Origin of the sequence: Propionivibrio sp. (assembly GCF_029255185.1) — a bacterium.
Lineage (GTDB): Bacteria > Pseudomonadota > Gammaproteobacteria > Burkholderiales > Rhodocyclaceae > Propionivibrio.
On the sequence record NZ_JAPUVO010000029.1, the window covers coordinates 1 to 7,211 of the forward strand.

At 60.2% G+C, this 7,211-nt stretch carries 7 protein-coding genes; 2 read left to right on the plus strand and 5 right to left on the minus strand.

Annotated features, from left to right (window positions below):
- Positions 1-175: 175 nt before the first annotated feature.
- From Q1J43_RS00430 to Q1J43_RS00450, 5 genes are all read right to left on the minus strand, one after another.
- Positions 176-1,378: an ABC transporter permease gene (locus Q1J43_RS00430; RefSeq protein ID WP_301100313.1), complete on the minus strand. Its 1,203-nt coding sequence runs from the start codon at positions 1,376-1,378 to the stop codon at positions 176-178.
- A gap of 26 nt (positions 1,379-1,404) precedes the next feature.
- Positions 1,405-2,613: an ABC transporter permease gene (locus Q1J43_RS00435; protein WP_301100307.1), complete on the minus strand. Its 1,209-nt coding sequence runs from the start codon at positions 2,611-2,613 to the stop codon at positions 1,405-1,407.
- 39 nt (positions 2,614-2,652) lie between these two features.
- The gene (locus tag Q1J43_RS00440) at positions 2,653-3,342 is read right to left on the minus strand and encodes an ABC transporter ATP-binding protein (protein WP_301100308.1); all 690 of its coding nucleotides are present in this window, start codon (positions 3,340-3,342) and stop codon (positions 2,653-2,655) included.
- A complete protein-coding gene (locus tag Q1J43_RS00445) occupies positions 3,342-4,511 on the minus strand; it encodes an efflux RND transporter periplasmic adaptor subunit (protein ID WP_301100309.1) in 1,170 nt (389 codons plus the stop codon). Before Q1J43_RS00445 ends, Q1J43_RS00440 begins: the two co-directional genes overlap by 1 nt.
- A 200-nt stretch (positions 4,512-4,711) precedes the next feature.
- Complete coding sequence (locus tag Q1J43_RS00450) at positions 4,712-5,095, minus strand: DUF4440 domain-containing protein (RefSeq protein ID WP_301100310.1); 384 nt, start codon at positions 5,093-5,095, stop codon at positions 4,712-4,714.
- Between the two features lie 194 nt (positions 5,096-5,289).
- Here Q1J43_RS00450 and Q1J43_RS00455 point away from each other — a divergent pair, with 194 nt between their 5' ends.
- Positions 5,290-6,150: a neutral zinc metallopeptidase gene (locus tag Q1J43_RS00455; RefSeq protein ID WP_301100311.1), complete on the plus strand. Its 861-nt coding sequence runs from the start codon at positions 5,290-5,292 to the stop codon at positions 6,148-6,150.
- 67 nt (positions 6,151-6,217) lie between these two features.
- Positions 6,218-7,060, plus strand: coding sequence for a class I SAM-dependent methyltransferase (locus tag Q1J43_RS00460; RefSeq protein ID WP_301100312.1), 843 nt, complete (start codon positions 6,218-6,220; stop codon positions 7,058-7,060).
- Positions 7,061-7,211 lie beyond the last annotated feature (151 nt).

Here is a 7,211-nt window from a genome sequence, read left to right on the forward strand (position 1 = left end):
ACCCAAGATCAAAAACAAACCGCGACCACCATCCCGCCACCAACGCAATCCCTTACACTGACATTTTCAACCCTTCAACCTACATCACAGAACCACTCGCTTCGTCGATCCTTCAGGCTCATACCTGAATTGGAAAATACTTTCATGGGCGAGGCTCTTGTGCGCTATCCTGATGCTACTCTGCCCGCAGCGCTTCAACCGGATCGAGCCTGGCCGCGCGCCTTGCCGGCAGTACGCCGGCCAGCAGACCGATGACAATGGCAATGGCTTCGGCAAACAGCACGAAGCTGATCGGCGTCTTGACCGGCAGTGCCGGCACCAGCAGATGAATCAGTTGTGCCAGCCCGAAGCCGAGCGGCAGACCAACGCAGCCGCCGAGCGCGGAAAGCGCCACCGCCTCGCCGAGAAACAGCCCGAGAATGGTATTGCGTGGCGCACCGAGCGCCACCAGCAGGCCAATCTCACTGGTGCGTTCAGTGACGGCAATAGTCATGATGGTGACGATGCCGACCCCGCCGACCAGCAACGAGATGCTGCCCAGAGCGCCAACCGCCAGGGTCAGAATGTCAAGGATGTTGGAGAGCGTGCGCAGCATGTCTTCCTGTGTGGTGATGGTGAAGTCCTCGCGACCATGGCGTGCCTTAAGGGTGGCAATGATCGCTTCACTGATGCGTGCCGCCGGGATACCTTCGGCGTAGGAGAGGTCGATCTTCATCATGCCATCGCGGTTGTAGAGCTCAAGGGCGCGCGCTGTCGGGATATAAGCCGCGTCGTCGAGGTCGATGCCGAGAAACTGCCCCTTGGCTTCGAGCACGCCAATCACGCGGAACTGTAGATTGCCAATCGTGAGGCGAGCACCGAGAGCATTCTCCACACCAAACAATTCCGACTTGAGCTTGGCGCCGAGGACCACGAAGGCACGGGCGCTTTCCGAATCTTCCGGCGGCAGGAATTGGCCGCTGCTGACCTTTACGCTGTACACCCTGAGCATGTCCGGGGTGACGCCGTTGATCGTCGTGCGGCGCAGCCGGCCATTGCCCTTGACCTCGGTATTGCCCCAGACCATCGCCGACATGCCGGTGATGTGCGGCAGGCGTTGCAGTGCGCGCGCGTCGTCCAGCGTCAGCGGGCGGACCGAGGTCGGAATGCCGGTCGGCGCCGGGCCGGAGGTCTTGACCTTGCCGGGCGCAACGCTGACCAGATTGGTCCCGAACTGAGTGAATTCGGTCAGCACAAAACGGTGGATGCCTTCGCCAATCGAAGTAAGCAGGATCACTGCGGCAATGCCAACGGCGATCCCGAGTAGCGTCAAGAAGCTGCGCAGGCGATGCGCGGTGATGGCGCGCAGCGCGAGATGGATTGAGTCGGCCGGGCGGATCATGATTGATGGTTAAGCATTTGCCCTTACCTCTTAGCCAGCGATTGAACCGGGTCGAGCCGCGCCGCCTGTCTTGCCGGCAGAACGCCGAACAGGATGCCGGTGACCAGCGCGGTTCCCAGCCCGGCAACCACGGCCCAGTCAGGCGGATAGGCGGGAAAGGTCGGGTAGAGCTGGCGAATGAGTGCTGCGGCGCCCTGCCCGAGCAGGTAGCCTAATACGGCCCCGGCCAGAGAAAGCATGGCCGCTTCGGTGAGGAAGGCGGCGCGGATGGTCGCTCCGGTGGCGCCAAGTGCCTTCAAGAGGCCAATCTCGGAGGTACGCTGGGTGACCGATACAAGCATCACGTTCATCACCAGGATCCCCGCTACCGCCAGACTGATCGCTGCGATGCCGGCCACCGCCAGAGTCAGCGTGCCGAGCAGCTTGTCAAAGGTGGCAAGAACCGCATCCTGGGTGATGACCGTCACGTCCTCTTCACCCTCATGGCGCAGCTTGATGATTTCAGTCACCTGTGTTTTGGCCGCTTCAATTGCCTCACGGCTGCTCGCTTCAATCATTATCCGGAACAAGGTGTTGCTGTTGAACATCGCCTGCGCCAGCGAGACGGGAATGATCACCAGTTCGTCGGTATTGAGCCCCAGTCCCTGGCCGGTCGAGGCCATCACGCCAACCACCCGGAAGCGCCGGTCGCCAACGCGGATCAACTGGCCAAGCGCCGGCTCGACGCCAAATAATTCGTCGCGTATCTTGGCGCCGATTACCGTTTCGGAGGCGCCGCGTCGCCAGTCGCCATCAGGCAGGAAGCGACCCTGCGCCAGGCTCAGGCGGCGCACTTCGAGGAAGTGGGTGTTGGTTCCGGCGACCATCACTTCGCGCAGCTTGCCGCCGTAGCTGATCTCCGAGGTGCCGACCGCCAGCGGCACCACCCGATGCACAGCGCTGGCGCGCAGCAGCGCCTGCGCGTCGTCGATAGTCAGGTCGCGCGGCGTGCTGGTAATGGCGTTGCCGGGATTAAAACCACCTGTCTGCGAACGGCCAGGCAGAACAATGACAAGATTGGTGCCAAGCGACGAAAATTCATTAATCACATAGCGCCGCGCACCATCACCCAGGGCCGTCAGCACCACTACAGCGGCAACGCCGATGGCCATTGCCAGAACCAGCAGCAAAGTGCGCAGCGGGTTGCCGGTCGCCGCATCGCGCGCAAAACGGATCAGATCGGGGGCGCGCATGGCTTATACGGTGTACAAAAAAGCGGGGCATCTTGGTGGTTAAGCATTTGAAGTGTCATGCCTCAACTCGCCGTCTTCCATCAGCAACTGCCGCCTGGCGCGCGCGCCCAGCGCGGTGTCGTGGGTGACGACGATCAGGGTGACGCCGCGAGCGTTGAGTTCTTCGAGCAGACGCATGACTTCTTCGCCGGTGGCGCGATCGAGGTTGCCAGTCGGTTCGTCGGCGAGGATCATCGCCGGCTGCATGATCGTCGCTCGGGCAATGGCCACGCGTTGGCGCTGGCCTCCGGAGAGTTGATCCGGCCGGTGGCTGGCGCGGTTGGCCAGACCGTAGTCCTTGAGCGCCTGATCAACACGTTTGGCGCGCCGGGCCGGGTCGATGCCAGCCAGCGTCATGGGCAGGGCGATGTTTTCGGCAGCGGTCAGGCGCGGCACCAGATGGAAACTCTGGAAGACGAAACCGATACGTTCGCTACGCACGTGCGCCTGCTCGACGGGCGACAGTGTTGTCACGTCGCGCCCTTCAAGGCGATAGCTGCCGGCGTTCGGGTGGTCGAGCAGGCCAAGCAGGTTAAGCAGCGTGGACTTTCCCGAACCGGACGGCCCCATCACCGCGACGTAGTCACCGGCATCGATACGCAGCTCCAGATGGCGCAACGCGTGCACCTCGCTGTCGCCAAGATAGAAGATCCGCTCGATGCCGGAGAGCTCGATCAGCGCCGTGCCCATTACTTGCCCGTAGTCGGGTTGTTAGCCTTCATTTCAACGACATAAGGCGCGCCGGCCTTTACGCCGACGCGTTCGAGCGAGGTGACGACACGTTCGCCGGCATTTAGGCCCGCGCTCACTTCGGTAAATTCCCAGTTGGTCAGTCCCGTTTTAATCCTGCGTTCTTCGAGCTTGCCGTCAGCCCCAGCCACCAGCACCCGACCGCCTTCGAGCAGTGCCGAGGTAGGGATGCGCACAACGTCGTCACGCACGGCGAGGATGACCTCGATGTCGGCGCTATAGCCAACGAGCAGCTTGCCGGGGGCTTCGGGGTTATCAAAATTGGCTTCGATATCAACCGTACGCGCCTGCTTCTCGACCGCCGAAACATAGGGTGCAACGCGCTTGACCTTGCCCGGGAATGATTTTTTCGGCAAGGCATCAAGGCTGATGCGAACCGGCTGGCCGGTCTGGATCTTGGGCGCGTCGACTTCGTCCATCGGCGCTTTGACGTAAAGGCAGGAGTCGTCGATCAGGTCGATGGCCGGCGGCGTTGGCACGCCGGGTGGCGAGGGCGTTGAGTATTCGCCGATCTCACCGACGATTTTGGCGATGGTGCCGTCAAACGGCGCGTAGAGCGTCGTTCGTCCCTGTTCGACGCGGGTAGCGTTGACCTTGGCCTGGAACTGCGCGACATCGGCTTTGGTCGCCTCGCACCCGGCACGTTTAGCCTGCGCCTCGGTGCGCGCCGAGTCCTCGCGCGAACTTGAGACAAAGCCCTTCTCGCGCAACAAGGTCTGGCGCTGTGCCTCGCGCTCGGCGTTACTGGCCTGCGCGCAGGCTTCGTTAACCCGCTGCCTGGCAGTGGTCACCTGCGTCATCGCCAGCGTGCTCTGCGCCTGCTGATCGTCGTTCCACAACTTCATCAGCAACTGGCCCTTTTTCACACGGTCGCCTTCCTTGACCGCCAGCACCTCGATGCGACCACCCATGATGGTCGACAGTTTGGTGCGCTGGCAGGCCTCGACAGTGCCGGCGCGAGTGTTGGCGATGCTCGATTCGACCTTGCCGCGATCTATTTCCTTGACGACCACGGCAACCGGCTTCGGCCGGCCGATCCACCAGAAGACAGCAACGAGGGCGGCGATGACGACAAGAACAATCAGGATGCGGCGAATCAGTGGTGACATGGCGGGATTGGTGGCGATAAACAACACGCGTAAGCAAAGCGAACATGGTCAGGCAAAACGCTCAGGCTGGCAAGGACGGCAAGTGTCTACCCAGGGTAAATTTGTTCTAACCATCCATCGTCCGGTACGCAGGACTTGGTTTTCGATCCGAGGCACGCAAGTGCTTGAGTGGCGGCGTATGCGGGCATCGGCTTGGTAAATCAGAGCATTCGTGGAATTTGTGACGAGTGATGATGAAGGATGGGACGTGGTCGCCCAAGATCAATGACATAACTGAATCGCGCCTCGAAACTGAGCAACTCCCCGTCAATGGCAAATCGCCAGCAGTAAATGCCATGCATAGCATGAACCGTGTTGCTGACAAAATGAGTGATCAGTGTTTTTTCATGCAGTGCGATGCTCAACTCCTCGCGGCCGCAAAGTTTTTCAAAATAGTCTCGGATGCTCTCGGGCTTGCTGAGCAAGCGGTTCGAGAACGTTGGAATCAGAACGGCATCCGCATTGTACAGAGCGATAAGTGCTTCGACATCGCCGTTATTAACCGCCTGCATCCATTCTTTAAGGATGTCTTCGGGTTTTTTCATAGTATTTTCCTGGATAGATATTCCGACAAGGCGGCTTGCCAAGGGCCTTAAACGGCGATTCTAACAGCCAAGGCGCATGCAACGGCGAATAAGGCACCCAGGATACAAGCCGGGGCAGGTGCGCCGAAAAGTTTCCGCAAGGTTAAGTGCTGCGGTTAACATCTACTGCTGCCTACACTAGCAATGGATAACCCGTGCGACTCGATGATCAGAATGAAAGCAGCAACGTTGAAGATCGGCGCGGCGAGGGCGGCAACTTCGGTATCGGCCGCGGTGGCATCGGTATCGGCACCCTTGTTGTGGCCCTGGCCGCAAGCTATTTCTTTGGTATCGATCCGTCGCTTATTCTCGGCCTCGCGGCCAACAGTCAAAGCCCGACGTCGCAAGTGGCCGCCCATAAGCCACCCGCCGAAGATGCCATGGCGCGCTTTGTTTCCAAGGTGCTGTCGAGCACCGAGACGACCTGGGAACAGGTTTTCAGCGAAGGCGGCGCGCGCTACCAGCAACCCAAGCTAGTGCTTTTCAGCGGTTCGACGCCGACCGCCTGCGGCACCGGCCAATCGGCGATGGGGCCGTTTTACTGCCCGTCGGATCGAAAAGTGTATATCGACCTTTCCTTCTACCGTGATCTGAAGGAGCGCTTCCATGCCCCCGGCGAGTTCGCCCAGGCCTACGTGATTGCCCACGAGGTCGGCCACCACGTGCAGAATCTGCTTGGCATTTCAGACAAGGTGCACAAGGCGCAGCAAGGCGTCAGCAAGTCCAGGGCCAACGCACTGTCGGTTCGCCTCGAACTGCAGGCTGACTGTTTTGCCGGGGTGTGGGGCAATCGCGCGGACGCCGCCAGGCACATCATCGAACCCGGCGAGATCGGGCAGGCGCTCAACGCCGCGTCGGCCATTGGCGATGACCGTCTGCAACAGCAAACGCAAGGCCGTATCGTTCCAGAATCTTTTACCCACGGCACTTCCGAGCAACGTCAACGCTGGTTCAAGCGTGGCATGGACTCGGGCGACCTGCGCCAGTGCGATACTTTCAAGGCCGCATCGCTATAAGTTGCCAGGAATGACTTGAGCATGCAGAATCAGGCTCATCACGCTTTGAGAGGTTCAGGATTGCCGCATGCTTGAAGAACTTTATTGTTTTACTCGTGAACGGTTGACGACCTGGCGTCAGCCGCGGGTTCCCCGTCGTGTCTCGTGGATATCTGACGAGGTCTTCTGCGAGCAGTACGTCAGTGCCTGCCGGGACAGTGATTTTCGCGTCATCCAGGCCTTTGTTCTCGAGCGGGTCCTGGCCGGACTTCCACAGCATGGCGAGGCACTCGATGTGTGCTGCGGTCCGGGCTTGCTGTTGGGCGAATTCGCGCGGCGGCGGCCGAATGTGGCATTCACTGGCTTGGACGTGTCTCCAGCCATACTTGCACTGGCGCAGCAGCATCTTGAGCAGGAGAAAATCACCAACGTCCGACTGCTCGAAGGGAATATGGCACGTTTGCCGGAAATCTTCGGCGATCGGCGATTCGACTCGATCACCTGGACCTTTGGGATTAGTTACTGCCCGACATCCGAGCAGGCTCTGGCAACGATCAACGCGATGGCCGACCTGCTCAAACCCGGAGGCTTCTTCTTCCTGGTCGACCTGGCACGCTTCAAGAGAGAAGCGACTCGGCGCTGGTTCTCGGAAAAACATGATCGCGACCATGGGCAGCACTTCTTGGAGGAGACCACCGCAACCTACCTGGCGGCGTTTGCGCCGGAGGAGTTGACCCAGTTGCTGCGCGCCAGCCGCTTCTCCGGGCTAACACAGGAATGGTCAAAACTTTGTCCGATCCTCCTGCTCGCCGACAATCGGGGCTCGGGCCAGACTTCTCCCGTGCAGATCGATCTTCCTTGGCGCGAACGATTGAAATACGCAATGCTGCGCCGGATACTCAATGGCGCTGGCGTGCGCTCATCGCTCTGAGCCTGATGGCCTAGTCTTACTGTGTTAAGTTATCTCAAATCCTGCCGATAAGGAGGTATTCCATGTTGGCAGGAGGAAGTAATGGGAAACGAGGCCGAGTTTGAGCGCTATCTTGAGCATCTGTGCGAGGTGTTGGGCCGTGCTGAGCGGA

Coding starts and splice junctions, on each gene's coding strand:
- Q1J43_RS00440 (WP_301100308.1), bottom strand. CDS start 3,342: ATGGGCACGGCGCTGATCGAGCTCTCCGGCATCGAGCGGATCTTCTAT.
- Q1J43_RS00445 (WP_301100309.1), bottom strand. CDS start 4,511: ATGTCACCACTGATTCGCCGCATCCTGATTGTTCTTGTCGTCATCGCC.
- Q1J43_RS00435 (WP_301100307.1), bottom strand. CDS start 2,613: ATGCGCGCCCCCGATCTGATCCGTTTTGCGCGCGATGCGGCGACCGGC.
- Q1J43_RS00450 (WP_301100310.1), bottom strand. CDS start 5,095: ATGAAAAAACCCGAAGACATCCTTAAAGAATGGATGCAGGCGGTTAAT.
- Q1J43_RS00460 (WP_301100312.1), top strand. CDS start 6,218: ATGCTTGAAGAACTTTATTGTTTTACTCGTGAACGGTTGACGACCTGG.